At 66.4% G+C, this 25710-nt stretch carries 29 protein-coding genes; 23 read left to right on the top strand and 6 right to left on the bottom strand.

Annotated elements, in window-relative coordinates; all coding sequences use genetic code 11:
- Nucleotides 1–430 precede the first annotated feature (430 nt).
- The 9 genes from DEJ20_RS07795 (at nucleotide 431) to DEJ20_RS07755 (ending at nucleotide 8325) form a co-directional block, all read left to right on the top strand.
- On the top strand, nucleotides 431–1312 hold the full coding sequence (locus tag DEJ20_RS07795; RefSeq protein WP_111236754.1) for a PfkB family carbohydrate kinase: 882 nt from the start codon (nucleotides 431–433) through the stop codon (nucleotides 1310–1312).
- A 183-nt stretch (nucleotides 1313–1495) separates the two neighbouring features.
- Complete coding sequence (locus tag DEJ20_RS07790) at nucleotides 1496–1915, top strand: CBS domain-containing protein (protein ID WP_111236767.1); 420 nt, start codon at nucleotides 1496–1498, stop codon at nucleotides 1913–1915.
- Nucleotides 1916–2242: 327 nt separating this feature from the next.
- Nucleotides 2243–2656, top strand: a complete 414-nt coding sequence (locus DEJ20_RS07785; RefSeq protein WP_111236756.1) for a CBS domain-containing protein — start codon at nucleotides 2243–2245, stop codon at nucleotides 2654–2656.
- 4 nt (nucleotides 2657–2660) lie between these two features.
- Nucleotides 2661–2837: a hypothetical protein gene (locus DEJ20_RS07780; protein ID WP_181431663.1), complete on the top strand. Its 177-nt coding sequence runs from the start codon at nucleotides 2661–2663 to the stop codon at nucleotides 2835–2837.
- Nucleotides 2838–3696: 859 nt separating this feature from the next.
- Entirely contained in the window at nucleotides 3697–3870 is a 174-nt protein-coding gene (locus DEJ20_RS07775) for a hypothetical protein (RefSeq protein ID WP_181431664.1), read from the top strand.
- Nucleotides 3871–3973: 103 nt separating this feature from the next.
- Complete coding sequence (locus DEJ20_RS07770) at nucleotides 3974–4504, top strand: MarR family winged helix-turn-helix transcriptional regulator (protein WP_111236758.1); 531 nt, start codon at nucleotides 3974–3976, stop codon at nucleotides 4502–4504.
- A gap of 823 nt (nucleotides 4505–5327) precedes the next feature.
- The gene (locus DEJ20_RS07765; RefSeq protein WP_146245520.1) at nucleotides 5328–5543 is read left to right on the top strand and encodes a hypothetical protein; all 216 of its coding nucleotides are present in this window, start codon (nucleotides 5328–5330) and stop codon (nucleotides 5541–5543) included.
- 483 nt (nucleotides 5544–6026) lie between these two features.
- On the top strand, nucleotides 6027–7289 hold the full coding sequence (locus tag DEJ20_RS07760) for a BLUF domain-containing protein (RefSeq protein ID WP_111236760.1): 1263 nt from the start codon (nucleotides 6027–6029) through the stop codon (nucleotides 7287–7289).
- 40 nt (nucleotides 7290–7329) lie between these two features.
- A complete protein-coding gene (locus tag DEJ20_RS07755; RefSeq protein ID WP_111236761.1) occupies nucleotides 7330–8325 on the top strand; it encodes an intradiol ring-cleavage dioxygenase in 996 nt (331 codons plus the stop codon).
- Nucleotides 8326–9506: 1181 nt separating this feature from the next.
- On the opposite strand, the gene DEJ20_RS07750 is transcribed toward DEJ20_RS07755, so the two are convergent.
- A complete protein-coding gene (locus DEJ20_RS07750; protein ID WP_111236762.1) occupies nucleotides 9507–9698 on the bottom strand; it encodes a hypothetical protein in 192 nt (63 codons plus the stop codon).
- Between the two features lie 180 nt (nucleotides 9699–9878).
- Here DEJ20_RS07750 and DEJ20_RS07745 point away from each other — a divergent pair, with 180 nt between their 5' ends.
- Together DEJ20_RS07745 and DEJ20_RS07740 are read left to right on the top strand one after the other, a co-directional pair.
- Nucleotides 9879–10586 (top strand): hypothetical protein, encoded by a 708-nt coding sequence (locus DEJ20_RS07745; RefSeq protein ID WP_111236763.1) that lies wholly within the window; start codon nucleotides 9879–9881, stop codon nucleotides 10584–10586.
- 41 nt (nucleotides 10587–10627) lie between these two features.
- Complete coding sequence (locus DEJ20_RS07740) at nucleotides 10628–11416, top strand: DUF2382 domain-containing protein (RefSeq protein WP_111236764.1); 789 nt, start codon at nucleotides 10628–10630, stop codon at nucleotides 11414–11416.
- A gap of 168 nt (nucleotides 11417–11584) precedes the next feature.
- Here DEJ20_RS07740 and DEJ20_RS07735 read toward each other — a convergent pair whose 3' ends face one another.
- A complete protein-coding gene (locus DEJ20_RS07735) occupies nucleotides 11585–11803 on the bottom strand; it encodes a hypothetical protein (RefSeq protein ID WP_111236765.1) in 219 nt (72 codons plus the stop codon).
- Nucleotides 11804–12187: 384 nt separating this feature from the next.
- Between DEJ20_RS07735 and DEJ20_RS07730 the strand changes: the two genes are divergently transcribed.
- From DEJ20_RS07730 to DEJ20_RS07720, 3 genes are all read left to right on the top strand, one after another.
- On the top strand, nucleotides 12188–13189 hold the full coding sequence (locus DEJ20_RS07730; RefSeq protein ID WP_284183387.1) for a GAF and ANTAR domain-containing protein: 1002 nt from the start codon (nucleotides 12188–12190) through the stop codon (nucleotides 13187–13189).
- Between the two features lie 248 nt (nucleotides 13190–13437).
- Nucleotides 13438–14160, top strand: a complete 723-nt coding sequence (locus DEJ20_RS07725) for an ANTAR domain-containing protein (RefSeq protein ID WP_146245528.1) — start codon at nucleotides 13438–13440, stop codon at nucleotides 14158–14160.
- A gap of 174 nt (nucleotides 14161–14334) precedes the next feature.
- The gene (locus DEJ20_RS07720) at nucleotides 14335–14523 is read left to right on the top strand and encodes a hypothetical protein (protein WP_111236842.1); all 189 of its coding nucleotides are present in this window, start codon (nucleotides 14335–14337) and stop codon (nucleotides 14521–14523) included.
- A 56-nt stretch (nucleotides 14524–14579) separates the two neighbouring features.
- Here DEJ20_RS07720 and DEJ20_RS07715 read toward each other — a convergent pair whose 3' ends face one another.
- Complete coding sequence (locus DEJ20_RS07715) at nucleotides 14580–14735, bottom strand: hypothetical protein (protein ID WP_284183386.1); 156 nt, start codon at nucleotides 14733–14735, stop codon at nucleotides 14580–14582.
- Nucleotides 14736–14892: 157 nt separating this feature from the next.
- Between DEJ20_RS07715 and DEJ20_RS07710 the strand changes: the two genes are divergently transcribed.
- Entirely contained in the window at nucleotides 14893–15840 is a 948-nt protein-coding gene (locus tag DEJ20_RS07710; protein ID WP_284183385.1) for an AraC family transcriptional regulator, read from the top strand.
- A 468-nt stretch (nucleotides 15841–16308) separates the two neighbouring features.
- Complete coding sequence (locus tag DEJ20_RS07705) at nucleotides 16309–16638, top strand: hypothetical protein (RefSeq protein WP_111236821.1); 330 nt, start codon at nucleotides 16309–16311, stop codon at nucleotides 16636–16638.
- A gap of 136 nt (nucleotides 16639–16774) precedes the next feature.
- On the opposite strand, the gene DEJ20_RS07700 is transcribed toward DEJ20_RS07705, so the two are convergent.
- Both DEJ20_RS07700 and DEJ20_RS07695 read right to left on the bottom strand, forming a co-directional pair.
- Nucleotides 16775–17311, bottom strand: coding sequence for a MarR family winged helix-turn-helix transcriptional regulator (locus DEJ20_RS07700; protein ID WP_111236820.1), 537 nt, complete (start codon nucleotides 17309–17311; stop codon nucleotides 16775–16777).
- Nucleotides 17312–17376: 65 nt separating this feature from the next.
- The gene (locus DEJ20_RS07695) at nucleotides 17377–17559 is read right to left on the bottom strand and encodes a hypothetical protein (RefSeq protein ID WP_111236819.1); all 183 of its coding nucleotides are present in this window, start codon (nucleotides 17557–17559) and stop codon (nucleotides 17377–17379) included.
- A 341-nt stretch (nucleotides 17560–17900) separates the two neighbouring features.
- Between DEJ20_RS07695 and DEJ20_RS07685 the strand changes: the two genes are divergently transcribed.
- Entirely contained in the window at nucleotides 17901–18365 is a 465-nt protein-coding gene (locus tag DEJ20_RS07685) for a hypothetical protein (RefSeq protein ID WP_111236818.1), read from the top strand.
- Between the two features lie 288 nt (nucleotides 18366–18653).
- Here the strand turns inward: DEJ20_RS07685 and DEJ20_RS07680 are convergent, their stop codons facing one another.
- A complete protein-coding gene (locus DEJ20_RS07680) occupies nucleotides 18654–19058 on the bottom strand; it encodes a four-helix bundle copper-binding protein (protein WP_111236817.1) in 405 nt (134 codons plus the stop codon).
- A 782-nt stretch (nucleotides 19059–19840) separates the two neighbouring features.
- On the opposite strand from DEJ20_RS07680, the gene DEJ20_RS07675 reads away from it, so the two are divergent.
- From DEJ20_RS07675 to DEJ20_RS07650, 6 genes are all read left to right on the top strand, one after another.
- The gene (locus DEJ20_RS07675) at nucleotides 19841–22324 is read left to right on the top strand and encodes a molybdopterin oxidoreductase family protein (RefSeq protein ID WP_111236823.1); all 2484 of its coding nucleotides are present in this window, start codon (nucleotides 19841–19843) and stop codon (nucleotides 22322–22324) included.
- On the top strand, nucleotides 22324–22785 hold the full coding sequence (locus DEJ20_RS07670; protein ID WP_111236816.1) for a hypothetical protein: 462 nt from the start codon (nucleotides 22324–22326) through the stop codon (nucleotides 22783–22785). The genes DEJ20_RS07675 and DEJ20_RS07670 overlap by 1 nt, the downstream gene beginning before the upstream one ends.
- 107 nt (nucleotides 22786–22892) lie before the next feature.
- Nucleotides 22893–23312, top strand: coding sequence for an HPP family protein (locus tag DEJ20_RS07665; protein WP_258377289.1), 420 nt, complete (start codon nucleotides 22893–22895; stop codon nucleotides 23310–23312).
- Nucleotides 23273–23929, top strand: coding sequence for a molybdenum cofactor guanylyltransferase (mobA, locus tag DEJ20_RS07660; protein ID WP_111236814.1), 657 nt, complete (start codon nucleotides 23273–23275; stop codon nucleotides 23927–23929). The genes DEJ20_RS07665 and mobA overlap by 40 nt, the downstream gene beginning before the upstream one ends.
- Nucleotides 23926–24162: a DUF6457 domain-containing protein gene (locus DEJ20_RS07655; RefSeq protein ID WP_111236813.1), complete on the top strand. Its 237-nt coding sequence runs from the start codon at nucleotides 23926–23928 to the stop codon at nucleotides 24160–24162. The genes mobA and DEJ20_RS07655 overlap by 4 nt, the downstream gene beginning before the upstream one ends.
- Nucleotides 24159–25319, top strand: coding sequence for a molybdopterin molybdotransferase MoeA (locus DEJ20_RS07650; RefSeq protein WP_111236812.1), 1161 nt, complete (start codon nucleotides 24159–24161; stop codon nucleotides 25317–25319). Before DEJ20_RS07655 ends, DEJ20_RS07650 begins: the two co-directional genes overlap by 4 nt.
- Nucleotides 25320–25710 lie beyond the last annotated feature (391 nt).

The following is a 25710-nucleotide window of genomic DNA, read 5'->3' as shown; positions in this document are numbered from 1 at the left end:
TTCTGCTGGAAGTGAAACGGCTGTCCGAAGCGCTATCGCGTCCACGCGCCTACGTGATGTCTTCCGCGGGCCGGTATTCGTATGACAGTGGGCATGCTGACGGTTGGATCATGTTGCCTGTGGCGCACAGGCCCGTCCGTCGTGTACGAACCGGGCTGGTGGGTCTCCGCGGATGATGAGCTGGTGGGCACATTCGTGTTCGTCGACGAGTGCGAGCCTGCGGACGGTCCCGCCTGGGTCGAGCGTGAGGATTTCCCGGTCCTTCATGATGCTGCCAGCCTTCTTCTCGCCCAATCGCCTCGCGTCTGCTTACGGCGGACCGATCGATGTTTCTGGGGTGTGGTGCGGTCTGGACGGTACTGCCAGCCGGATGGGTGGCCATGGACCTCACCCCGGCGGGAACGGAGTCGCCGACGTGTAGGAGGGACGCATGGTTGACGTTGTGGTGGTCGGGCAAGTAGCACGGGATCTGGTGATCAGCACCGACGCGATTCCCGCCGCTGGCGGCAGCGCACCGGTGCACAAGCGCATCGAGCGGCTCGGCGGGAAGGGCGCCAACCAGGCACTCGGCCTCCATCAACTCGGGCTCAGTACCGCGGTGCTCAGCGTGGTGGGAACGGACCAGGCCGGCACCGACGTACTGAGGGAAGCCGAACGAGAGGGCATCGACGTTACCGGCGTGTGCCGACGCGGCCGCACCGCGCTGCTCCTCGACATCGTCAATGCCGAAGGGCAGCGCCGTCTGTTCGAAGACGTCCCCAGCTCAGCGCTCCTCGACCCCGATGACCTCCGCTACGCCGACGAGCACTTCCGCACCGCGCGCACTGTGTGCCTGCAACTCCAGCAACCCATCGACACGGTCCTCGCTGCCGGTGAGATCGGGAAACGCCACGGCGCCCGCGTCGTCCTCGATGGTGGAACCCGGGAAGGAGGGGATGCGCTGCTCGAGCTGGCGGATGTGGTGCGGGCTGACGCGGCGGAAGCCGAACAGCTCACCGGGGTGCACATCACCACCAAGGCGGACGCAGCTCAGGCCGCCGACAAGACCCTCGGTACCGGTGTCGAGGTGGTCGCGTTCGATGTTCCCGGGTACGGCAACCTCGTCGCGTGGCGCAACGGGCGCCATTTCTACCCCTACGGCAAAGCCCCCACGGTCGATCCCACCGGCGCCGGCGACGCGTTCCTCGCTGGCCTGGTCGCTGCCCTCCACCGAGGCCACACACCCGCCGACGCTGGCAGCCTCGCCACCAACGCCGCCGCCGCCACCGTGACACACCTGGGCGGACGCCCCGACCTGAGTCGGCTCCGATGAAAGCCCCTCCACGTATACCGCACCAAGTGTTGGTTCCGTGCTGCCGCTGGCATCGGATGGTTGGGGTGAATGCCCGTCTGGTTGTGGACGCTGTCATGTTCGATGCGGACGGCACGATCCTGCGACGCTCGCGAGCCGCGTACGCGTATGCCGGACGGAGCCAATGATGGAGAGGTGCTGACCATGACCACCGCACGAGAGATCATGACCGAGGGTGTGGAGTGCGTTCGAGAGGACGACACCCTGACCGACGCGGCGAAGAAGATGGCCGACCTCGACGTCGGCGCGCTGCCAATCTGCGGTGAGGACGACAAGCTCAAGGGTGTCCTCACTGACCGGGACATCGTCGTCAAGTGCGTCGCCGCCGGCGGCGACCCCGGGAACACGACGGCGAAGGACCTCGGCTTCGCGGAGGTCGTCACCATCGGAGCAGACGACGACATCCAGGACGCGTTGAACACGATGGAGACGCACAAGGTACGTCGACTTCCCGTGATCGACGGGCACCGCTTGGTCGGCATGATCAGCCAGGCCGACATCGCGCGGAAGCTGGCACCAGCCGACGCCGGGCAAACCATCGGGGTCATCTCCCAGGACGATTGATCCTGCGCGAAGCCTTGTCGGAACGACCAGGAGGACTTGGAGCAACCATGGCGCGAGGGCTCGAGATCATCACGCTCGACCCCACCGGACCGGTTCACCCGATCGCACTCGTCGGGGAAACGGGCTCACCAATGGAGGTCATCATTCGTGGTGATCCCCCCGCACGGTTCGTGCACGCCGGCCGGGCCTGGTGCGCCACGGGCGAGATGATCCAGCCGCCGGCCTGTCCCCTCTCCTACGAGTACCGACCGGCCACCGAACTCTCATGACCCAAGCGTCAGGCGGCGGGGGTAGTCAGGGGTGTGTTCGAGACGAAAGGAGTCAATCATGACGACTGCACGCGAGATCATGACCGAAGGCACCCGGTGCATCGGGGAGAACGACACGCTGATCGATGCGGCGAAGCTGATGGCGGACCTCGATGTCGGTGCCCTCCCGATCTGCGGCGAGGACGACCGGTTGCAGGGGATGCTCAGCGACCGGGACATCGTCGTCAGGTGCCTCGCCTATGGTGCCGACCCGCGGGAGAAGCGGGCGAAAGACCTCGGAGGCGGGGAGGTCGTGACCATCGGTGCTGATGACGACATCCAGGAAGCCTTGCGGGCGATGCAGCAGCACAAGGTGCGCCGTCTGCCCGTGATCGACGGCCACACCCTCGTCGGAATGATCAGTCAAGCCGACATCGCACAGCAACTCGACACCAACGCAACGGGCAGCACCGTCCGCAGCATCTCGGAGTAACACCATGACTGCAACCGACGTGAAAATCGACTGGCAGCTCCTGCATCAGGTGCGGGAGCGGACCGGCATCGACAACGACACCGAAGCTGTCCAAACTGCCCTGACCCAGTTCCTGACCCCTCCGACAGGCAGCAAGGAGGATCGGCTTCCCACCGAGGAAGCGACCTCTTACTGGGGCTGACGACGACCATGGCGGCGCCGATGGTCCCGCTAATAGGTGGCCAGTCGGTCAGGTAGTGACAAACGCGGCCCGCGCAGCCTCCCGGGTCGGCACAGTGAGTTCGCCGCCCGGTTCAGACATGAACGTGACCCGGTAACGGCCTCCGGCGCGTCGCACAAAGCCGAGGAGCCCGAACACCTCGTCCGTGGCGGCGGTGTTGACACTGGCCGAGCGCGACCGGCTGCAACGCCACATCCTCCGCTCGGACGTGCTCCTGCTCGGCGCGAAGCTGCTCCCGCCACCACATGTCCTCATCGCCGGTGTTGCCAGCGCCAACCTCGTGCTCCGGGACGTCATCGCCCATGATCGCGCGCACCTCCTCACTACATCCAACCTCCCGCACACGACGCTGGCCGACATGTTGCAGCTTCGCAACCGAACGCCAGGCGACGCCTCAGGCGGCGGACCACGAGACGCGCAGCCCAAGCGTTGCCGCTCGAGGCCTCCAGCACACCCGTGTCCATCAAGGTGTGCCGGGGTATTCCATGCACTCGCATCGTTTACGGCGTAAACCGTACACGGCGTGTACGTCTTCTTGCGTGAAGGAGAAGGGGTATGGCATCGTCATCGCCACCCTCTTGATGGGGGACACGACGAAGGGAAGTGCGATGCACGCGATGCCACGGCGGCTCCGACCAGCACATCTGAGCCCGATGACCGAAGTTCGAGAAGCAGCCCGCACCCGAGCCCTGATGGTCACGGCGACCCTCACCGGCATCGTCACGGTGACCACGGCCGCCGCCGGGCTCGTCGCCGTCGCGCTGTAAACACGGCCAGCTCCTTCCCGAAGCGGTTCCTCCGCAGAAAGGTCAGCACTGCCATGCACACCACGTACCAGTCCGCCAGCCCCATCGACACCGAGCAGTTTCACCGTTTCGGCCTCACGCACCCCGCGGTCATCGAGGCGTACGTCAGCCACCGAGTCAACGATCCGTCGCTGCTGACCCGCGCCGATAGCCCCCGCTACGCAGACTTCTTCGCCACGGCAGACTGACCCGCCCCCACTCCGCGCCCGTCACGGCGTTCCCCCGTCTCTAGATGGGACCGGCTGTAGGGTGCGGTAGTCCCGGGTCCGGTCTGGAAGGAGTTCGACAGGCATGCCGTTGACCGTTGTCCGTCACGAGTCAGCACACCTGTACGCACGCGAGCCGAAAACGGCAGGTGGGAAGAAAGCTGTCGCCGCGCTGCTGCGCCTACAGCATGCGGAAGAGTACGAAGTTGAACACGCTCGGATCGCGTCGGGGCTGAACCGGAACGAGTTCCAGGCGCTGCGCTACCTGCTGCAAGCACAACGCGACGGCCGCGCCATGGGACCCAAGGACCTGGCCGTGATGCTGCACGTCTCGACCGCGTCGGTGACGAAAATCGTTGACAGTCTCGTCAACAAGGGCGAGTTGCGGCGCATCCCCCATCCCACGGATCGGCGAGCGACCATCCTGGAACCCATCGACGGGGCCAGCGAGAAGATCAACAACGCCTACGCGCGCTTCCACCAGGTGATCGTCGAGATCATCGACACCCTGCCCGAGCAGGACAACGAGCTGCTCGCCGCACGCATCGAACAGGTCGCCTCCGCCCTCATCGAAGACAACCCGGCGCTCGAACAATCAGTTTCGCCACCGCAGTAGCGGCAGGAGTACCCGCAAGCGGTTCACGTGCCCAGAAGACGATCGGCTACCGGAGCACGCTGCGCCTGCGTCCCGTCATCCAGTCGCTGGGTGCGGGGGCTGTGGTTGTAGCAATCCGGTGGGGCGAGCGTTTCGGGTCCGCGCACCCCACCGGATCAGAAGGCTTGAGCCCCTGACATCACCGGCTGGGTCAGCCGGTGATGTCAGGGTTCACGATACGGAGGACCACCTCGCTGGCGGAAGGGAATCACGCCCGATTGCGCGAAGCCGCACGAGCCCAGTGCTCCTCACGGCCGCCTCCGCCATCTGATCCCCTTGCAGCGCGAGGCTGCGCAAGTTCTGGCCGCGGCTACGCGTCATGCTCTCCCAGAAAGCGAGCTCGCCTCGGTCGTCCGCGCTGATCGGCGCCCGGCACGACGCTTCACCTTCTCGCGCAACCCCTAACGCTCGTCGGCGATGTGGTGGACGATGGGCGCCAGCGGACCTTCCGCCGAAGCAGCGACCCGACTGGAGATGCTGCATGAACTGGCAAGAAGTCCTCAACCGCGGCAGAGCCGACGCTCAAGCCCACCGACAGCAAGCCGTCCTGGAACGAGCCAGCGCCGCCGACTGCGCCCGAGAAGCGAAGACGGCACCCGACACGGACAGTGGCCTCCTATGGCTGATGCGCGCCATGCAGCAGCGGTCCGCAGCAGTCAGCAGCGACGCAGCATCAGAGATCAGCGACCGAATCGCCGACCACGCCGAACGCGTACTCCACCCCAGCCCATAACTCCACCCCCTTCCCCAGCAGTTGCCTGGTCGCCTGCGCGAAGATGAGGGTGTGCGCTGGAGAACCGGATACGAACCCGACGGTGACAACGATCCCGAAGAGGCCATCGTCGAAGCGCCCACATCGGCAGATGCGCTCCATCGACTCCGCGAGGTGGTCGGCACCAACACCGACGTCATCTACGTCATCCCGGGACCAGCCGACGCCGAAGCGACCGGTGCCACCTACGAGGACTTCCTAACCGACACCACCGACCCCACATCCTGACCCGCAGCCCGGACGCCGCGCACACCGCTCGGTACCGTCGGCTGTGACGTGCGAGCACACGCCACGAACGGATGGCAGGAGCAGGACGATGGACACCTACGAACGTGCGCCCGATGTCGAGCCAGCACACATCGACACCGTCGCGCGAGCGCGGAAGCAGTGGAAAACCACCGGCGCGACCCAACGAGAGGTTAGGGTGGTTGCAGGAAGCGCCGTCGTGTCGATTCGGGTTCGACACGGCGGCGCTTCCGCTACACATCATTGTGTGGACGACAGCGCGGATCCCAACGATTGGCGCGTCGTCGTGTCCGCATCGTTCTACAGATATGAGGCGTGGTCAAGGATTCGGCGCTCTTCCGCGCGGGTCGGACGTGATGGGCGTCTTGCTGCTGTGATCTGTCCCGAAGGTGGGGCTGTGGTCGTCGAGGATGCTCGCTTCACTCGACGACAACTACGAAGCAGGAACCGTGAGGAGGAACGAGCATGCGATCGCTCGTCTACACCAGCACCCAGACCCGTCCCATCACGGATTCCGAACTCGACAACTGCATCGGGATCATCGAGGGCGAGGACGACGACGTCCGGCAGCGCTTCGACCAGGTCCAGGCCAACCCGCGATACACGAACGTCCGGGTCCTGCTCGACGAGCCGATCGCTCAGCGCTCGTTCCCGGACTGGTCGATGGCGTTCCAGTCCCTCGACCCGCTGATGCACGACGTGCCGGGGTTCAGAGATCTGTTCGGACCGGGGCGTCCGACCGATCCGGCGTTCGGTGCCTCCCGGGCTCGCGCACTCCTGGACTGGTTCCGGAAGCACCCGCTGGCACCACTGACGAACCAGAACGCCGCGGACGAGGAAGTCCCGCGCACCCGGGCGATCAACGGTGCGATCGCCGTCCTCCACGACGGCGGAGTCTCACGCTTCTCGCTCGAGGGCGTCGCGGCACGATCGGGGATGCGGCAGGCCGAGATCCTCGAGCTCTTCCCCTCCGAACACGCACTGCTGGCCGCCGCGGTGATGCGGTGGACCCGCGCGGTGTCGGCACCGCTGCTGCCGCTCGCCGGCGAGAAGGGCACGGTGGCGTTCCTGCACGCGCTGCTCTCCGCCCACGCCGAGGACCCGTCCCTCATGCGGCTGATCGCCGCGACGCTCGCCATCTCGACCGACCCGTCGACGGACGGTGCCGACTACTACCGGTCCGCGTACCTGCAGTTCCGCGAGACCGTGCGCACCGCGCTGCAGGAGGACGTCCGCGCCGGCCGTGAACCGGCGACGATGGACCCGATCCGCGGGGCGCAGCAGCTGCTCGCCCTCTACGACGGCATCCGCCTGCAGGCGCTCCTGACGCCGGACACCGACGTCGTCGACACGTTCGACCGTGCCGCCGCACGGATGCGCCGCGGCTGGTCGGAGCAGTACGAGGAGACCACCGTCTCCCCGTCACCGGTGCCCAGTAGTTGCCATCCTCCGCCACAGGTTCTGCCTGACTCTGCCGCTGATGACCAAAGAGTGCGCGCGATCGGCCATGCGGTTTCGCACGAGCACGTCTCGATCCACGAGCGGACGAGGGGGAATGCAACCCTCACCGCCATGGCACCCGGTTGTCAAGATCATCATCGAACGCAGCGTCGGGCCGGGGGCTATGTAGGCGTTCAACTGCCGGCCTTGAGGAGCCGAACACACGGAGGTGCGGGGACTTACGCGATCATGAGGTCGTTCACCTCCAATCCGGAAGCACCCCGGTGATAGTGGTTACGCTCGCACATCCATCGATAGGAGACCGCTCATGGTACGAGTACCGGATCCCGACCAGACGCCTGCCGGGCCCGCCTATGAGGGCAGGCTTCTCGCTCGACCCGAGGACGAGGTCGTTGATCAAGGAGCGGGTTTCGACGCGAAGACCCTCGTGACCCGGCGGGGCGCGCTCAGCCTGTTAGGTCTCGGTGCTGGCGCCTTCACGCTCGCGGCGTGCTCCGCCGTGACCGGTGGATCCTCGTCGTCTCCTTCACCCTCGTCGACAACTTCTACCTCGTCCGGAGCTGCCGCACAGGCAGACGGTGAGATCCCGGAGGAAACGAACGGCCCGTACCCAGCGGATGGCACCAACGATCTCAACGTGCTCGAGGAGTCGGGCATCGTTCGCAGCGACATCACGTCCAGCCTTGACGGGGGCACGACTGTAGACGGGGTGCCGTTGTCGTTGACGTTCACCGTCACAGACCTGGTCAACGACGCCGCGTTCGCGGGTGCCGCCGTATACGTGTGGCAGTGCGACGCGCAGGGGCTGTACTCGATGTACTCCGAGGGTGTTGAAAATGAGACCTACCTGCGCGGCATTCAAGTAGCGGACAGCAGTGGGAAGGTCACGTTCCAGAGTATCGTTCCCGGCTGTTACACCGGACGGTGGACCCACATCCACTTCGAGGTCTACCCGGACGTTGACTCTGCCACGAGCGTCACCAACGTCATCGCGACATCACAGCTGGCACTGCCGGCGAAGATGCTCACAGACATCTACGCATTGGACAGCTACTCCGGATCAGCGAAGAACCTCGCAGGCGTTGGCACCAGCATCGCCGACGATGACATCTTCGCCGAAGGCGACTGGTCCCTGCAGGTCCCCACCATCACCGGAACTCTCAACGAGGGATATGCAGCTGCCCTGGCGGTCGCTATCGACACGACCACGGAAGCAGATCGCGGCGGCACGGGAAGCGGCCAGGGAGGGCCAGGAGGCGCCCCGGGCGGAACACCGCCAGATGGCAGCCCTTCTGACAGTTAAGCGGCCGCGAAGCTCTTCCCGAGAGACAGAGGAAGACGTATCGTTCTCCCGGGCTCAGTTTGAGCATGCTCCCGGACCCAGATCAGAAACGGTGGTGCCGTGCGTTCTCCGCACGGCACCACCTCTGTCTACTCGACGCTCATCACGTCCGTCGGCGAGATCTGCCCCTCCGGTGTTAGGCGGGTTGGGCTTGTCCGAACCCATGTCGAGGGGAAATCAAAATGGATACGCTCCGCGCCCGTCGAACAGCCACTTCGCCCGTAAACCTGTTGATTCATCAGAGCGGCACGGGGCGCTCCTGCTAAGGTTCGAGATCGAGGCACAGCGATCGGGTCACCACCAGCGAGGCCCCTCTCTCGTTTGCTACGGTCGAGGACCGAGACGGCCCGAATCTTGCAGTGCGTGCCGTGTCCTCCGTTTTTCTACGCGCTGCTCCTGATCAGGAGGGTGAGCGCGTATGAAGCGTGAAGAGGTCGCGGCCGGGCAGGAACACGTCGAGGATGATGTTGACGCCCTCCTCCACGGAGCTGAGCCGACGGCGGAGAGCACCTGGGAGCTCGTGTCACCGTCCGCGCTCGCTCGACTCCGCGGGGACCGTCTGTAAGTTGACCGAACACCGGCTGAGGTGCTCAGCGGAGACGGGTCTCCGTCGGCATGGCTCCCTTGTCTCCTCGTAGTAGTTCCGTCACGGTAACGCTGTGCCGCATCACCTGGCGGCAAGATCAGTCCCGCTCGCACCCGGCCTTGACCAAGCGCAGCACCATTCGCGCGTCATGACAGGGTCAGTCCCCCCCCGCGCTGACACCACAACCGGCACGCGTCCGGCGAAAACACCTCGGCAGGGCTCGCAGAATATGCGACACTAAAGGCGCTCGACGCGTCCTGAGCAGAGCGACCTCCCCTCCTGATCCGGGGAGGAATCCGCTCGAGGAGCGCCCCCTCACGCGGGCGCTCCTTTTGTTTGCTCAAAGTTTCTGTTGGGCCGTCAACGGCCGCCTGCAACAGCGCGTCGGGAGTCGTTCCCTCCAAAGTGGCCGTCGTTACCGGAACTGCTGCTGAAACTTGACCACGGGTACGTATCGCTGGGCTCGCGGCAGCGATCGCAACTGCCAGCGTCGTACGTGGCACCTCCGTTGCCTGCGCCCCATCCTCCTCCGAGCAATCCCCGCAGACCGGGGAGCTCAACTGCTCGGGGTGCGGATGAGGAACAGGGTGAGGGCACCGGTGATGAGCGCTGCAACGATGAGCGCCCACCCCAAGACGATGATCAGTCCATCCCATGGGCTGATCAGCAGCGCGCCGCCGCCGACGGCCACGAATGCTGCGGCGGCGAGTGCGAGCCGGTGCGGCCGTGCGGTCCAACGTCGTCCCATACCGCCACGCTACGCGGACCACGTGAACTGCCCGTTGCGGGTGCGTCCGCCACAGCATGCTGCTCGGAGCGTCGGCATGGCCTGTCCCCCGGTTGCTGGACGCCGTCCCCTGTTCGAGGGGGTTGGGTGTGCGCTGTTGGTGTTACAGGTCCGTAGCACCGGGGAAACAGGGAGACTCCGATGAGCGACACCACCGACCCGCGTGGGTCCACGAACGCCGGCAACGGTGACCGGGTCGATGACTCGGTACCCGCCGACCGTGCCGTCCCGCTCGCCCGGCCCGACGACAATCGTCCAGCCGCACACGACCACGATCGCACAGATCGGGAAGTGGTCGTCGACCGCGAGAAGGAAGAGTTCGGCGGGTTCAAGTGGGGATCGGCGTTCTTCGGCTGGCTGACCGCGACCGGCACCGCCGTCCTCCTCACCGCGATCCTCAGCGCCGTCGGCGCTGGTGTCGGGCTCGGCACGAACAACGGTGACGTCAACGACGCCGCGGAGAACGTGACGAAGAACGGCGACGTCGTCGGCATCGTCGGCGCGATCGCTCTCGCAGTGATTCTCCTCGTGGCGTACTACTGCGGCGGCTACGTTGCGGGCCGGATGGCCCGCTTCGCCGGCGTCAAGCAGGGCATCGCCGTGTGGATCTGGGCAGTGGTCATCGCGGTCGTCGTTGCCATCGTCGCCGCGATCGCCGGTTCCCAGTTCAACATCCTCGGGCAGCTGAACAGCTTCCCGCGGATCCCGATCGACGAGGGCACCCTGACCGTGACGGGGATCGTGACCGTCGCGATCGTGGCAGTCATCAGCCTCGTCGGAGCGATCCTCGGCGGCCTCGCTGGGATGCGGTACCACCGCAAGGTCGACCGCGTCGGCCTCGGCAAGTAACACCTCGCAGCACGACATCCATCGGAACTGAAGGAGACATCATGATCGACAGCAGCACCGTCAACAGCATCTTCGACGCAAAGGTCGTCGACCCGAGCGGCGAGAAGGTTGGCACCGTCAAGCAGGTCTACCTCGACAACGACAACGGCCAGCCCCTCTTCGCATCCGTCTCGACCGGACTGTTCGGCAGTTCCGAGTCCTTTGTTCCGCTCCAGGAAGCCACCTTCAGCGGTGACGAGCTGCGCGTGAACTACGACAAGGACAAGATCAAGGACGCGCCCCGCATCGACGCCGACGGTGCCCTCTCCGAGCAGGAACAGGACCGCATCTTCGACTACTACGGCGTTGGCACCGGTACCGGTACCACGGGCACCGACACGACCGCCGGCTACGGCACGGACACCGGCGCTGAAACCACTACCGCTGCCGGCCACGACACGTCGGGTCCGAACACCGACGACGCGATGACCCGTTCCGAGGAGCGCCTCAACGTCGGCACGCAGAACGTGCAGTCCGGCCGTGCTCGGCTCCGCAAGCACGTCGTCACCGAGCAGCAGAACGTGACCGTGCCAGTGCAGCACGAGGAACTGCGGGTCGAGACGGAGCCGATCACGGACGCCAACGTCGGCGAAGCCCTCGATGGCCCGGCCCTGTCCGAGGAAGATCACGAAGTGACCCTCAACGAGGAACGCGTCGTGGTCGACAAGGGGATCGTTCCGGTCGAGCGGGTCCGTGTCGGCAAGGAAACCGTCACCGAGCAGCAGCAGGTATCGGAAGAGGTCGCGCACGAGGAGATCGACCTCGACGAAGACGGCACTGCGCGCCGCTGACCAAGCCACACGCCAGAAGCGGCGGTCCTGCTGAAGGCAGGGCCGCCGCTTCTGGCGTGGTCAGCCGCTACCCGATGCCGGCAATCTTCACGGCCAAGCCATGCCGAGCCGGCAAGCCGACACCGGCGGGGTGCGCGTGGACGGGGTGCGCGACCAGCGACGTCTGCCCTACTGGGCGGCAGGCGGCTCGGGATCCTGCAGGAACGTTTCGTAGGTGACGGCGTCATTAGGGCGGTCGGCAGTGTCCGGGAGGACGTAGAGCACATCCGTATCGGTGCCCACAACCTCGCGGAGCCGTCCAACCGCTTCCACAGCATCAGTCGCCTCGACGCCAGCGAGCTCGGGTTCATCGTCGTCGCCAGGGACGTACGCCGTCGTGAATCGCACACTTGAGTGTCTCCGCGAGGCGCTATGCAAAGCAAATCAGGGTGCTTCGCGCTGCTGTTGGAGAGAGTGGCGCATCGATCAGCTGCGGGAGCTAACGGTTTTGATCGGCGGGGAGCTCGCGTTCGTACTCCGCCAACGTCACCATCAGATTCAGCATCAGCCGGCCCATCGACGTCGCCGGATCAATCTCCGGACACTGATGCCCCGTTCCCCTGACCCGGCAAAGCACGACCCAGTCAAGTTATCGCGCTTGTCACCCCCGCTCGTGCACCGGTGGACAACGGGTATCGAGACACTTCCGGGAGGAGATGACACCGACGTGCGGTGGGCAATCTCCGCTCGTAGATGCGGTGGTCGTCAGGTAGGGGTGGGTTGCGTGGTCGCATGAAGAACCTGGTGTACGGCAGCGAACGTGTGATGACTGGTGACGCGATCGCTGACGCGGTCCTTGCGTACTCCGTCGTCCTCGCGCAGAACAGCACCACTGACGTCGTGAACGTGCCGACCTTCGACGTGGACGGGCTCGCGACCCGGATGGGACTCGTACTCGGCCCCGCGATCGCGGTGATGACCGAACCTGCCCCCGATGACGAGCTCGAACCGACCGACCCCGCGTTCATCGCCGACATCACCCGCCGTATCAACCGGTTCCAGCGCCACGCAAGAACCGGGCAGCATCCCGACCAGTTCGACGGGTTCACCGCCGCGCTCGACGAGATCCTCGACCCGACCCTCGATGTCCTCGACGCACTGGACCGGGTGATCGAGATCTGCACCCGATGCACCTCCGCCAGCGAAGCCGGCATCGTCCTCGCAGACCGCTCCGGAACCCTCCACGTGATCGCGTCGACCAGTGAACGCAGCAGCGACGCCGAGGAAGCACAGCTCGGAACAGACGAGGGTTCGTGCGTGGACTGCTACCGGACCGGCAACACGATCGACGTGCCCGACATCTCCACCCACGCATCCACATGGCCGACGTTCACCGAGACGATGCGAGACCGGGGACTCGTCGGCACGTTCGCGGAACCGATCCGACTGCGGACCGGCACGATTGGGTCGCTCTGCGTCTTCGCCACGCACAACCAGGGTCACGATGACCGCGACGTCGCACTCATCCAGATGCTCGCCGACGCAGCATCCGCGGCCCTCGTCCGACAGCGCGACCAGGGCCGGCTCCAGACGCTGGATGAGCAGGTGCACGACGCACTCGATGCTCGGGTCACGCTCGAGCAGGCCAAAGGCGCTCTCGCACACCGGCAGAGCATCGAAGTCGACGAAGCGTTCCAGCTGCTCCGCACGGGAGCACGCGCCACCGGTCGAGGACTCCGGGAACTCGCTGACGACGTCATCCGCCGCGGTGAACGACTCGACGGGCTGGTCTAACAGCCCCAAGGAGTGCCCAGCCCCCTTGGCCGCGGTGGAGGACCAGTTGCCGGAACTGGCGGCTCGGTGTGCCGACAGGTTGCTGCGTCGAGGGTCTGGGGCCGCGCCCGATGGTGCGTGTGCGTGTTCGGGATCAACGGTCCACGCACGAGTGCGTCGGACGTAGGTTCGGGCCATCGCTCGCGCTGCGTGGGGTGCTGCTGGGCATGAGCCCGGCCTCCAGGCGCGTTGGCGGCAGGAAGCACTCCATGAACGAGCTGCGAAGCAGCCTCACTCCGCTCCCCGTGTCCCTCCCGGACGCGGATCTCGCCGCTCCGTTCCTTGATGTCGTTCACGGTGATGGCGCTTCCGTGGCCTCGTTCGGCGACTTCGCCGGAAACGCGTCCATCTCGATCACTGACAGCCGTGCCGGCGGTATCGACCGGTTGCAGTTCGACCTCGACGAGGGACCCTGCTGGGACGCGCTGCAGCACGACAGGCCCGTCCTCGAGCCCGATGTGCACCATCATCCGACGAATCGGTGGCCCGCCTTCCTCGCCGCGGCCGCCGATGACGGGGTCGGCGCATTGTTCGCTGTGCCGCTTCGGTTCGGCCCGTTCCTCCTCGGCGCAGCCGACGTGTATGCGCGAACCCCGATGCAGGTACCAGCAGCTGATGCGACAGCGGCAATGACCCTCGCCGCCGCCGTGAGCCGACGGGTACTGCGCCATGTGCTGACCCGCCACGACGACGGAGCACCGCTGCGGCTGCGTGAGCGTGCTGTGCACCAGGCCGCCGGCGTTGTCCTCGCCCAAGTCGGCCTCGCACCGACCGACGCGTACCTCCTGATCCGAGGACACGCAGCAGCCCGCAACGAGACGGTCGCGGAGACCGCTGGACTGATCCTTGACCGTGAGCTCGTGGTCACACCCGCCGGTGACCTCGTCGCCCCGACAGTGACCGATCGCTCGCGGGTGTCTCCGACCAGCTAGTGCGCCGTGGAAGCACGGCACCCGCCGAGCGGTTCTGGGGCTGCCCTCATGAGCGAAGCGAGGTGAGCACTCGCGTAGGCGGCTGTAGGTACCGTGCTGGGACGCGTGCAGTCAGCGGGTCCTCGGGAAGCTGTTCACGCTTCCGCTCAGGACGTCAGCGATCGGGGTAGCAGCATGGACACGGACCGCCAACGCCTCGTCGCTCTCGCGGAACGAGCACTCGCCGCCGAGCAGGATGTGATACCCGACAGCGTCGTGTACGAGTGGGGCGACTACTACGGCGACTGGCAGCAGCCCCTCACCGTGCACTACGCCGTCACCGCTCCCACTGGCGTGGAGCACCGACATCAGCACCTCATCTGACGCCCAGCTGTCCCGAGCCTGCCCGCCTCGTCGGGTCCGTCAGAACGTTGGCGCTGCTAGCGGCGTACACGCTCCGGCGCATCGTCGCGGAAGAAGTCGCTGCCGTTACCGGAGAAGCTGACCACGCCCTCGCGGCGCCACTGCTTCCGCAGTCGCTTGAAGGTCGCGATGCGTGCCGGGTCGACGTTGTCGTCGCTGGTGTAGGTGCTCATGGCTGATCTCCCTGTGACTGCCCGTGGTTCCCGTACCCCCTGTTCGAGGGTACCGACACGACCGCCGCACGGTTACGACCACTCGACTGCAGGTATCCGTTTTCGGAAGTTTGTTGCGCCTATTGTGGATATAGGACTGAGGCCACATCATCAGACGGTGACCGAACCGATGCGCCGCACTCGACGCGAGACTCAAACCACCGACCCGGATGTTGCTGCGGAGGCGATCGCTCTCACGCATGTGACGCACGGCGTCGACGTGGACCCGGAGGGCGCCGCGTTCGTGTTCGAGGAGCGGGTGCGTGGCACGCGGCTGCTGTCGTTGGAGTCGACCTCATGCACTGGAGTGGTCAGGGGCACGATCGAGCCGGACAGCGCGATGGTGCTGGTGTGGTTGAAATCCGGCCGGGGCACCGTCGACGGGCACGCGGTCCAGGTCGGCCGGCCGGTGCTGTACCGGAATGCGCCGCAACCGGTCCGGTTCGAGTCGTTCCAGAAAGATGTCATCCGCATCGACCGGACCACAGTCGAACACGTCGCTGCCGAGCGTGGCGGGTGGGCGCCAGGGCCGTTGGAGTTCCAGCCCCGGCACGTTCCGGAAGGGCCAGCGCTGGCTGCATGGTGGTTGATGGTCCGCACGGTCGCCGCGGAAGTGCTCCGCGGACCGGACGAGGTCTCCGAGGAGCGGGAGCGGGAGCTGACGCGGTTCGCTGCCGGCGGTCTCCTCACCGCGATCCCGCACTGGCCCGTCGGCTCGCATGCCCCACTGAACGCTGCCGGCACCCGCTTCGCTCGTGCGGAAGCGTTCCTGCTCGAGCACGCTCGGGAATCGATCACGGTGTCGGACATCGCCGACGCAGCCGGGCTCAGCGTTCGCGGGGTGCAGGCTGCGTTCAACCGGCATCACGGCATCACACCGCTGGCGTACCTTCGCCGCATCCGGCTGCTACTGGCGCGCGAGCAACTCCAAGCCGAGACCGACTGGAGCATCGCCGACGTCGCCCGCTGGGCGGGGTTCGCGCACCTCGGACGATTCGCCGGCGCCTACCGGGCCGAGTTCGGTGAACTCCCACGGCACACCAAACAGATCGCCCGAGGCTGGTGACCACGATCCCGACGCGAGCAGCACAGCACTGTCGTGAGGGCTCGGTGTCCCCCACGCGCAGGCAAGCTACCGATCTGGAAGGCGTAGCATCACGACGATGCCTGTTCACGGGCTCACCGCCTTCGTCCCGACAGGGAGCCGTGTATGCCCTCGCCACTTCCCGCACCAAGCGATCTTGTCTGGACCACAGTGACCGCCAACTCCTGGTCGGCGTCCCGCTCGGACGGAACCCTCCTCGGCGATGTCACGCGAACCGACCAGTACTCCGCGCACAGCGCTGACAACGCCGTCACGGGAACCCACAGCTCCCTGGAATCTGCACGGAGCCAAATCGAAGCCCACGCCCGCTGGTTGCGCTCCCGCACCCACCCCGCCTGGTAGCCCGACCCGACGACTGGTCGTGTTGCGCGGAGCGGAGCAACACACCCCGCACCCAGCCGCAATCGGTTCCATGGAAAGGAGCATCTGATGAAGCACATCCAGTACGACAGCAGCACAATCCTCACCAGCGACGACGTCGCCGATGCCGTCATCGAATATGCCGCCGCCCTCGCCAGCGGCGACCGCGCCGACACCATCGCGATCCCGGCGGTAGCGCACGACGGCACGATGACGACCACCAAGGTCCTCATCGGCCCATCGAGTGAGCTCGTCGTTGAAGACGCCGAAGAAGACGAACTCGAAGTCGAGGACCAGGAATTCGTCGCACGGCTCCGCGCGGCCGCGACAACGTTCGCGCACAGTGAAGTGATTCACGCTGACGCCCGCTCCGACCTCATCGAGCTCACCGACGATTAGGGGGCCAAGCCTGGACTGGCAGCTGCTCCGGTCACGTCAGGTTAGTCCCTCACATAATAGAACGGGTGCCCCTCGGGCAGGCACGAAGCGCGCGAGCCAGCCTTCCGGTAGTAAGGATCGAAGATCCCCACAGCGTTCAGCTGGCCGTGTCGATGGCGTGGTCGTCGGATTCGTCGATGACGGTGTACTCGTCGGCCGGATCAGGCGCTCCGGCGGTGATCAGCGCGTCAGTGATCTTCCCTAGGCACCGTGTGAGCACCTCGTTGTCCTCACGCGACAGGTGATCGATCACCTCGACGACGACCTGGTGGTAGCTCGTGTACGCATCGTCGATTTTCTTCGCCGCCTGCACGGTCGGTTCGAGTACCTGCGCGCGCCGGTCGGTCGGGTGCGGGGTACGCGTGAAGTCGCCCTTGGTGACGAGCCCGTCGACGATCTTCGTCACGGACGCGTTCGACACGTTCAGCATCACCGCGAGGTCCTTCGGCCCCATCGCCCGGCCGTCCCGGTGTGCTTGCAGCATGTACCGGACGGCCTGGAACTCGTTCTTCGACAACCCACTCGCGATGCGCGCCTGCTCGAGCCGCTGCTCCTCCGCGTGCTGCAGTCGAAGGATCGCGTCGGTGGCGATCTTCGCCGACCGTGAACGCGGCTCCCGCGCGTACAGATGCATGTGTTCGCGGCGAACAACAGTCAATGGCACAGTGCAGTGATCCCTTCGGTGGGGTGAACCCAGCGTTACTGGGCCGGCGCGGCAAAGAAGTCCGCGTACGACGGCCCGACCGCCCTGGACAGCAGCGAGGGGTCGTTGACGCGCTGGTTCACGTACGCGTCGACAGTAGCGGGGTCGGTGAGACCGAACCGCTGGTGTGTTCCGGTGATGCGTCCGCTCTGGGGGAAGCTCTGGTAGGTGCTGCGCACGAGAAGTCCCTTTCGTCGTTCAGCGATCGACCCCGATCAGGGCCTCTCCCATCTACGGGAGCGCCAAGACTGTTTCACGATGTGAACAGTTTACGCAAGTGAACTTTCGCAGCAGGGACATTTCGTACGGTGAAGCATGCGTATGCATGGGGACTGTACTCGGCGGCTGTCGGGCGATGCGTAGGCCCATACCGGGTGTCTGCCTAGTGGACGCAGAACTGCTGCACCATCGGGCAGGTGAACGGGTCGCGTGCGGCGAGACAGACCTGGTTGAGGTACTGCACCACGATGGCGTAAGAGCGGATCAAGGGATGTCTCGGTGTAGCGAGCACGACGCATGGGTGCGAAACACGGACCGCCTCGAGCAGACCGCTCAGTCCGTTCGGCAGGCGCTCCTCGAAGCCGACGACAGCCGCCGCGGGAACCCCCGCGCACTGCGGCACCGCCGCGACACCCGCAGCGACCACGAGCGGCTCGAAACACTGGATCACATCGTGTTCCACATTCGTGACATCTCCGGTGCCATCGCGGACACGGTCTGGGACCGACCAGGAGCACTCCGCTTCGATTCCGAGCTGGCGACGCCGATGAGTGCCGCGTGTCGTGCTGTGGCGGATGCCATTGAGCAGCACGGCGCCGAGGGCGTGGCTGGTCATCGTGTGCTGGGCGAGGCGACCCGGGCGCTACGACTCCTTGTCAAAGCCGTGGACCAGCGGAGCACGCTGCGGGGCCAAGCGATGGGTCCCGGCGTGCTCACCGCCATGCACCTGCGCCGTATCCTGATGTGGCTCACCAGACGCGGCTGAACACGATGCTTCTGGCGGTGCCGCTCGGCTACTCGATGACTGCTGATCTTGCAACAGCAGTTGGAATGAACAAGTCCCCGGAGCGGAATCGCCCCACGGGCCGCAGCTCGTTGAGCGGGCTGCAGTTCGCGGGACGAGCGCTTATGTCATGTCTTCGGCGGGCCGATAGTCGTAAGACAGCGGGCACGCCGGCGGTTGCATCACGTCGCCAGTAGCGCACCAGACCCGGCCGTCGTGCACGAACGGGCTGGTGGATCACCAGGGAAATCTCTCGTCGCCGCTTCGGGGTCAGAGCTTAGCGAGGAGCGCTTCGCACGCTTGCTGGCAGCGGCGGCAGGCATCGGCGCAGATCTTGCAGTGCTCGTGCATGTCGGCGTGCTGGACGCACTCGTCACCACATGCCTTGCACGCGGCGCGGCAGGCCTCCAGAACAAGGCGGGTGAGGTTGGCGTCGTAGCCGGTGTGGCGGGAGAGAACATTGCCGGTGGCCGCGCAGATGTCGGCGCAGTCGAGGTTGGTGCGGATGCACTTGGCGAGCTCGGCGACCATGTCCTCCGACAGGCACGCATCAGCGCACGCGGTACAGGTCTGCGCGCATTCGAAACATGCGTCGATGCAGTCAGCGAGGGCAGTCTGGTCGATGCCGCCGAGGTCTTTCGGGTAAGTGCGGAGCATATCCGTGGTGGTACTCATAAGCGTTGTCCTTTCCATCCAGACGGCAACCCGGGCTGGTCCCCTGGGTTACGGGTGACACCATGATGGCCCTGCCCCGCTGGACGGGCTCCCCGGGTGGCGAGATCGATGTTGGCCGCGACAACGACGCCGAGCGCCTGCAGTGCCGTCTCCGACGGCGCCGCAGCTGCAGCCCTCCGGTCATGGCGGCCGGACCGAGACGCACGCTCGAACGGTTCTTCCCTCGAGTGGCTTTGAACCATCGGTATCCCTGACAGGGATGCACCCCAACAGCATTGCAAGCAGCCAGCCGGCTCCTGCCCTGTCCGAGTAGCTGCCAGAATCGCGCCTTCCGGGTATGCATGCTGCTCCCACCTCGATCCCATCTGCAACACTCCAAAGCACGGTGGTGTTGCAACGACCAGTTGGACCAAGATCGTCGCCGGCCTCGTCGTGGTCGTCTTCGCCGTCCGAGAGGGACTGGGGGCATGGCGGTGACGTGCGAAAGCAATCCGTCACAGCCCTCATCGGGGAACGCGAAACCACACCCGCGACTGCTGCTGGTTCAGGCCGGACTGGTATCCGAACGACTCTCGTCCAACGATCGGGTACTGGACGTGGCGAAGTTGAGTCTGGCTGCGAGAAAGCGCTCTCAAGCCCAGCTACCCACGAGTACCGGTCGTCTGGGCTGCGGCTGGTGACGTGGCGCACCGTTCCCGGACGCCGCACCATTGGAAGCCTTTAGCCGTGATGGAGTTGGATGGCGGGGCTCGACCGACGACGGCCGTGCGGGAAGGACGATGATGCCCGACAGGATCGCCGACGTCTGGGGGACCCGGACGCCGTTCGCACGGGACGGACTGTGGCCGGTTCGCCTCGACCAGAAACTCGCCGACGGTGTCGACGAAGCGGACGTGGACCGGTGGGTGCAGTCCGCGTGCACCCTCTGCAGCAACGGGTGCGCCTGTGACATCGCGGTCCGCGGGGGTCGGATGGTCGGCGTTCGGGGCCGTGTGCAGGACACGGTGAACCACGGGCGTCTGGGGCCGAAGGGACTCTTCGGGTCGTGGCAGGGCATGCAGGGCGACGATCGGTTAACCCGCCCGCTGATCCGTGTGAACGGCGAACTCGTCGAGACCGACTGGGCCACCGCGATGGAGCGGATCGTCGGGCGCAGCCGACAGCTCCTCGACGAGAAGGGGCCGTTGAGCCACGGGTTCTACACCAGCGGGCAGCTGTACCTCGAGGAGTACTACGCGCTTGCGATCATCGGCAAGGCGGGACTCGGTACACCGCATATGGACGGCAACACGCGGTTGTGCACGGCGACCGCCGCAGCGGCGATGAAGGAAAGCTTCGGTTCCGATGGGCAGCCCGGCAGCTACGAGGACATCGACTCCTGCGACGCGATCGTCCTCTACGGGCACAACATGGCCGAGACCCAGACCGTGCTCTGGACCCGGGTCCTCGACCGGATCGCCGGCCCGGACCGCCCCCTGGTGGTCTGCGTGGACCCTCGGGAGACCGAGGTCGCTCGAAATGCGGACGTGCACCTGCCCATCCGGCCGGGCACGAACCTCGCCCTGATGAACGGACTCGTCCGCGAGCTCTTCCACCACGGGTGGGTCGACGACGACTACATCCGGGCGCACACGGTCGGCGTCGACGAACTCCGCAGCACCGTCGAGCCATGGACCCTGGAGGCCGTCGCGGAGACCTGCGGTGTCGACGCGGACGACGTCCGGGCCGCCGCGCGGATCATCGGAACCAGCCAGCGCGTCCTGTCCACCGTGTTGCAAGGCTTCTACCAGGCGTCGCAAGCGACAGCGGCGTCCTGCCAGGTCAACAACCTACACCTGCTCCGCGGGATGATCGGCCGCCCCGGCTGCGGCATCCTGCAGATGAACGGGCAGCCAACGGCGCAGAACACCCGAGAGACCGGCGCCGACGGTGACCTCCCGGGCTTCCGGAACTGGGAGAACCCGAAGCACATCGCGGAGCTCGCCGAACTCTGGGACGTCGACGTCGACAAGATCCCGCACTGGTCCCCGCCGACCCACGCGATGCAGATCTTCCGATACGTCGAGCAGGGCAGCATCGAGTTCCTCTGGGTGTCGGCGACGAACCCCGCGGTGTCGATGCCGCAGTCGGGCCGGATCCGGGACATCCTGGCGAAGGATGAATTGTTCCTGGTGGTGCAGGACCTGTACATGACCGAGACGGCGATGCTCGCCGACGTCGTCCTGCCCGCCGCAGGTTGGGGTGAGAAGCAGGGCACGTTCACGAACGTCAACCGCACCGTGCACCTCGCCGATAAGGCGGTCGACCCACCGGGTGAAGCGCGCAGCGACCTCGACATCTTCCTCGACTACTCCCGCCGGATGGACTTCCGCCGGAACGACGGTGCGCCTTTGCTCGACTGGACCTGTCCTGAGGACGGGTTCCGCGCGTGGCAGGAGTGCACGTGCGGAAAGCTCTGCGACTACACCGGCATCAGCTACGAACGGCTCCGCGGCGGCAGCGGCATCCCCTGGCCGTGCAACGACGAGCACCCCGACGGCACCGCCCGGCTCTACGGTGACGGTGTCTTCCGCACGAGGATGAACGACGCCGAGACGTACGGCCACGACCTCCTCACCGGCGCGACGGTCGGCCCGACGAAGTACTCCGCGATGCGCGTGGACGGTCGTGCCATCTTCAAGCCGGCCAGTTACCAGCCGCCGCACGAAGAACCCAGCGAGGACTTCCCGTTGCGGTACACGACGGGACGGACCGTGTACCAGTTCCACACCCGCACCCGCACAGGGCGTGCTCGGCAGCTGAGCCGGGCCGCACCGAAGGCCTGGGTGGAACTCTCTAGAGTTGACGCGGAGGGGCTTGGTGTGCGTGAGGGCGATATCGTCCGGGTGACCTCACCGCGCGGCGAGCTCGTGGTTCCCGCTCGGGTGAGCGACATCCGCGACGGCACGGTGTTCGCCCCGTTCCACTACGGCTACTGGGACCAGGACCGGCCAGGGCCCGGCGACCGGCCGGCCGCTGCGAACGAGCTGACGAGTACGGAGTGGGACCCGGTGTCAAAGCAGCCCCTGTTCAAAGTCGCTGCGGTCCGCGTCGAGAAGGTCGCCGACGGCGGCGGTCCCGCGCCCGCACCGACGACCGCCGCATCGCGACCAGCCTCCGGTGCCGGGAACGCCGTCCCGCCGACGGTGGGGGGACGGGACGCTGAAGTCGAAGAGCGACTGCGACCCACCGACCCGCCGCGGGCTGAAGACCAAGGAGATCACTGATGCTGCTGCCGGTCTACATGGGACTCCTGCACCGCGCAGAACAGTCGCTGGCCGAGTCGTTCCGTCAGGTCGCTGAGGGGCATGCCGCGGAGCCGGACGTGTTCCACCTGTGCCACACCCTGGCGAAGCAGTGTGACGACCACGCCGACGCGCTCGGTCCGGTGATCGAACGGTACGGCGAAGCACACACGGACGACGAACCCGAGCGGCTCCACGCGGACGCCCTGTCGTCGACACGGTCCGGTCCGGTCGGGCTCCTCCGTGACCTGCAGGATGTGTACGTCCTCACCTCACTCGTCGACATCACCTGGACGGTGGTGCTGCAGGCCGGACGGGGGCTCCGGGACGAGGAACTCATCAGCATCGTCAACGCGTGCGCCGCACAAACCGAGTTGCAACTGTCCTGGCTCCGGACCCGAATGAAGCAGGCCGCACCGCAGGCACTGGTCGTGGCGTCGTGACCGCGCGTCCAGACCGGTGGCGGCCCTGCGGTGTGGAAGGCGGCGGCACGCGGAACGCGGTTACCGCCTCGCTCCTCTGTCTCGTTGTCCTCGCCGCGGCCGGTGCGGTGGGCCTCGCGACGAAGCAGCCGTGGCTGTTCCCGAGCCTTGGGCCGACCGTCATGCTGTTCTTCACGGCGCCGAAGCAGAACGCGTCCCGACCGGTGAACGCGTTCGTCGGTCACGTCGTTGCCATCGCGGTCGGCTACGGCTGCTTCATCACATTCGGCCTCGCCGGCACACCACCAGCACCAATCGGCGGCCTCACCCCCGCGTACCTAGCGGCCGCTGCGGTGTCCGTTGCCGTGACGACGCTCGTCCTGCACCTGATCCGGCTGCCGCATCCCCCGGCGGGGGCGAGCACCCTCATCGTCAGTCTCGGGATCCTCAGCCAGCCCATCGCGCTGCTCGACATGATCGGTGCGGTCGCGTTGGTGACGCTCGCCGCATGGGGGTGCAACGCGACACTCGCATGGTGGCGTCGATGACTCACGACGCGATCATCCTCGCCGGCGGGCGCGGTCGCCGCCTCGGCGGCCTCGACAAGGCAACAATCCACCTCAGGAACGGCCGCGGCCGGTTGCTCGACCACGCAATAGCCGCTGTCGCTGATGCGCGCACAGTGGTCGTCGGCCCCACTCGACGGGCAGCTCCCTCGAGCGTGCTGTGGGCGCGGGAAGACCCGCCCTTTTCCGGGCCCGCCGCGGCCGTCGCCGCCGGCTTGGCGAGCCTTCGGGCATCAGCGACTGTCCCTGCCGATTTCACCATCGTCCTCGCCGTTGATCTCGCTGCTGCCGAAGCAGCGATCGCAGGTCTCTGCGCCGAGGTCGACGGCGACACCGCCATCGACGGTTGGATCGCGCAGGACCCGAACGGTCGCCAACAGCCGCTGCTCGCGGTCTACCGAACCGGCCCCCTGCACCAGGCATGCGATGCGTTGTCCGCCACAGAGGGACTCACGAACGCCTCGATGCGTGCACTCCTCACACCGATGCGGTTACGCAACGTACGCCTGGGCAGTGCGCTCTGTAACGACATCGACACGCCAGCGCAGCTCGCAGCGGCACTCCACAACACCACGATAGAAACAGGTGACGGTCTATGACCCACCCGGCAACACTCGACGACTGGGCCGACCGGCTCCGCACCGCACTCGGCATGACCGACGTCGAGGTCAACATCACCAGCGTCCTTGACCTCGCGCGCGATGCCGCCCACGGAGTCGCTCGACCGGCCGCGCCACTCACCGCCTACCTCGTGGGAGTCGCAGTGGGACGCGGCATGCCGCTCGACGACGCCACGGCAGTCGTCGCACGAAACCTCCCGGACGAGGCATGACCACGCTGCAACAAGCCCGAACGCACGCACACGACCTCGGCAACAGTCACCGCACCCCAGCACAGCGCCTCCCCATCGCAGCCACAATGGGCGCGACGCTCGCGGCACCCGTCATCGCGCGAACCGCAGTCCCCGCCAGCGCAGTCTCCGCGATGGACGGATGGGTGACTGCAGGCCCCGGACCATGGCGGATAGACGGGCAGGTGCGGATGGGCGAAGCGCCCAGAACACCACTCATGAGCGGGACAGCGCGCGCGGTGACGACAGGCGGAGCGCTCCCTGCCGGAGCTGCTGCGGTCCTCCGCTTCGAACGTTCCCGCATGGCCGACGGCCAGCTGTTCGCCACCGTCACGCTCGAACCCGGCACCGATGTTCGGCCCGCCGGCGAGGAGCTCGCCCTCGGCGAGGTGATCGCGGCCGCCGGCACAACCGTGACGCCCGGAGTCGTCGCAGCCGCTGCAGTCGGCGGAGTCGACGACCTCGACGTGCGACGGCCGCCCCGTGCACGAGTCATCATCATCGGGGACGAGATCATCCAACACGGGATCCCAGCGCCCGGTCAGGTGCGAGATGCCTTCGAGATTCCCGTGCCCGCAATGCTCGCTGCCCGCGGTATCTCGGTGGTCGAGGTCCTGCACGCAGGTGATGACCTCAACTCCGTCCGCGAAGCGCTCATGCGGAGCGACACGGACCTCATCGTCACCACTGGCGGAACCGGCCGCGGCGACGCCGACTACCTAGCTCCAGCGATCGCGGCCTGCGGCGGAACGCTCGAGATGCGGGGTGTCGACGTCAGGCCAGGACATCCAACCGTCCTGGCCGAGGTGGCAGATGTACCCGTCCTGGGCCTGCCAGGAAACCCGTTCGCCGCGCTCGGAACCCTTGTCGCGATCGGGTACCCCCTCATTGCCGGGCTCCTCGGCGCACCACTGCCACTCCCCCAATGCCGCATCGCCGCCCAGGACCTCGAGGGAAGCCGCTCCGCCACTCGGCTCCTCGCCGTCAAGGACACCGATCGCGGTCTCATAACCGTCGGACGGCAAGGCGCGGCAATGGCCTGCGTACTCGCCGAAGCTGAAGCACTCGCCCTGATCGAACCGGCAGGCGTGCCGGCCGGTCAGCAGGTCAAAGTACTTCCCCTCCCCTGGACCGGCTGACCCAAGTTGCCCCCAATACCGAACGGCGTGGGGACGCGCCACGATCAACGCTTCCATGGCGACGTCGAGGATGAGCTCCACTACAGACGCCCTGACCGCCGGTCCCAGTCCTCGTACCGAATCGCCGGTCAGCCGGCAAGAGAGTCGCAGTATCCCCGGGTGCAGCCGTTCCATCGACGGGGCAGCACCAGTTCAATCGCGAGCAGACCAATCCCCGAGCATGCCGATACCGGTCAACTGCCGGCACCTCCCAGTGCGGCGAGTACCCCGGCGTACGCTCCCCCGGTAAGGGCGATCACGCCTGAGCAGCCAATCCGCCGAAGCAGGAAAGGAACCATCGTAAGCGACACCTCGCACCACGACCAGGACCACGACTCGGACGACGTCGCGT

Source organism: Curtobacterium sp. MCSS17_005, assembly GCF_003234225.2.
Taxonomy (GTDB): domain Bacteria; phylum Actinomycetota; class Actinomycetes; order Actinomycetales; family Microbacteriaceae; genus Curtobacterium; species Curtobacterium flaccumfaciens.
The sequence above is the reverse complement of the archived record's forward strand: the minus strand, read 5'-3'. Positions and strand labels throughout refer to the sequence as shown.

Coding starts and splice junctions, on each gene's coding strand:
- DEJ20_RS07790 (WP_111236767.1), top strand. CDS start 1,496: ATGACCACCGCACGAGAGATCATGACCGAGGGTGTGGAGTGCGTTCGA.
- DEJ20_RS07760 (WP_111236760.1), top strand. CDS start 6,027: ATGCGATCGCTCGTCTACACCAGCACCCAGACCCGTCCCATCACGGAT.
- mobA (WP_111236814.1), top strand. CDS start 23,273: ATGGGGGTGCAACGCGACACTCGCATGGTGGCGTCGATGACTCACGAC.
- DEJ20_RS07715 (WP_284183386.1), bottom strand. CDS start 14,735: ATGAGCACCTACACCAGCGACGACAACGTCGACCCGGCACGCATCGCG.
- DEJ20_RS07655 (WP_111236813.1), top strand. CDS start 23,926: ATGACCCACCCGGCAACACTCGACGACTGGGCCGACCGGCTCCGCACC.
- DEJ20_RS07775 (WP_181431664.1), top strand. CDS start 3,697: ATGCACACCACGTACCAGTCCGCCAGCCCCATCGACACCGAGCAGTTT.
- DEJ20_RS07770 (WP_111236758.1), top strand. CDS start 3,974: ATGCCGTTGACCGTTGTCCGTCACGAGTCAGCACACCTGTACGCACGC.
- DEJ20_RS07650 (WP_111236812.1), top strand. CDS start 24,159: ATGACCACGCTGCAACAAGCCCGAACGCACGCACACGACCTCGGCAAC.
- DEJ20_RS07725 (WP_146245528.1), top strand. CDS start 13,438: ATGAACGAGCTGCGAAGCAGCCTCACTCCGCTCCCCGTGTCCCTCCCG.
- DEJ20_RS07720 (WP_111236842.1), top strand. CDS start 14,335: ATGGACACGGACCGCCAACGCCTCGTCGCTCTCGCGGAACGAGCACTC.
- DEJ20_RS07795 (WP_111236754.1), top strand. CDS start 431: ATGGTTGACGTTGTGGTGGTCGGGCAAGTAGCACGGGATCTGGTGATC.
- DEJ20_RS07680 (WP_111236817.1), bottom strand. CDS start 19,058: ATGAGTACCACCACGGATATGCTCCGCACTTACCCGAAAGACCTCGGC.
- DEJ20_RS07750 (WP_111236762.1), bottom strand. CDS start 9,698: ATGGGACGACGTTGGACCGCACGGCCGCACCGGCTCGCACTCGCCGCC.
- DEJ20_RS07745 (WP_111236763.1), top strand. CDS start 9,879: ATGAGCGACACCACCGACCCGCGTGGGTCCACGAACGCCGGCAACGGT.
- DEJ20_RS07755 (WP_111236761.1), top strand. CDS start 7,330: ATGGTACGAGTACCGGATCCCGACCAGACGCCTGCCGGGCCCGCCTAT.
- DEJ20_RS07700 (WP_111236820.1), bottom strand. CDS start 17,311: ATGCATCTGTACGCGCGGGAGCCGCGTTCACGGTCGGCGAAGATCGCC.
- DEJ20_RS07675 (WP_111236823.1), top strand. CDS start 19,841: ATGCCCGACAGGATCGCCGACGTCTGGGGGACCCGGACGCCGTTCGCA.
- DEJ20_RS07670 (WP_111236816.1), top strand. CDS start 22,324: ATGCTGCTGCCGGTCTACATGGGACTCCTGCACCGCGCAGAACAGTCG.
- DEJ20_RS07705 (WP_111236821.1), top strand. CDS start 16,309: ATGAAGCACATCCAGTACGACAGCAGCACAATCCTCACCAGCGACGAC.
- DEJ20_RS07780 (WP_181431663.1), top strand. CDS start 2,661: ATGACTGCAACCGACGTGAAAATCGACTGGCAGCTCCTGCATCAGGTG.
- DEJ20_RS07785 (WP_111236756.1), top strand. CDS start 2,243: ATGACGACTGCACGCGAGATCATGACCGAAGGCACCCGGTGCATCGGG.
- DEJ20_RS07740 (WP_111236764.1), top strand. CDS start 10,628: ATGATCGACAGCAGCACCGTCAACAGCATCTTCGACGCAAAGGTCGTC.
- DEJ20_RS07730 (WP_284183387.1), top strand. CDS start 12,188: ATGAAGAACCTGGTGTACGGCAGCGAACGTGTGATGACTGGTGACGCG.